Source organism: Enterobacter sp. T1-1 (genome assembly GCF_000710795.1).
GTDB lineage: Bacteria > Pseudomonadota > Gammaproteobacteria > Enterobacterales > Enterobacteriaceae > Enterobacter > Enterobacter cloacae.
In genome coordinates, this window is sequence record NZ_JALW01000141.1 from 1 (window position 1) to 627 (window position 627).

Below are 627 nucleotides of genomic sequence, written 5' to 3' on the forward strand. Positions count from 1 at the left end.
ATCGGAAGAGCACACGTCTGAACTCCAGTCACCGATGTATCTCGTATGCCGTCTTCTGCTTGAAAAAAAAAAAAAGGAGGGGCGACAGACCGCGCAGAATACAGAGCACTCCTGAGAAAGCTCATTGATGATGTCATTACCGATACTACCGCTATCACCGGGCAGACAGAGCCCCCCCTGACTGTGCTGTATCAGACCAGCGGCAGCTGGACGCGCGACAGCACGAATATGAGCATTGGCGAGGCTCAGCTCGATATCTGTGCAGCAGATGCAAACGTAATGATGGCATCACCGGCGTATGCTGTCACCGACAAGGGTGGCCATCTTGACGCGAACGGCTACCGCTGGCTGGGAATGCAGTTCGGAAAAGTGCTCCATCGTGCAATTGATCGTCGCCAGAACTGGCGTCCACTGCAACCCCTGTCAGTCACGCTGAGCGGAACATTCCTGCGTGCGGATTTCCTGGTGTGGAGCCCGCCGCTTCAGTTTCGATCATGCTACGTGGGTTCATCTCCGACGACGTATGCCGCAAAAGGATTCAGAGTCACTGACGATGCCGGGGACGTTCCGGTGACGCGTGTCGAAATTGTAGCCGATACCGTAGTCGATATTACGCTGGGGCGTGAA

1 pseudogene is annotated in these 627 nt (G+C 55.2%); it reads left to right on the plus strand.

Features of this window, described 5'->3' with window-relative positions:
• Positions 1–72: 72 nt before the first annotated feature.
• A pseudogene (locus AK59_RS0123490) lies at positions 73–627 on the plus strand (hypothetical protein); the annotation flags it as partial.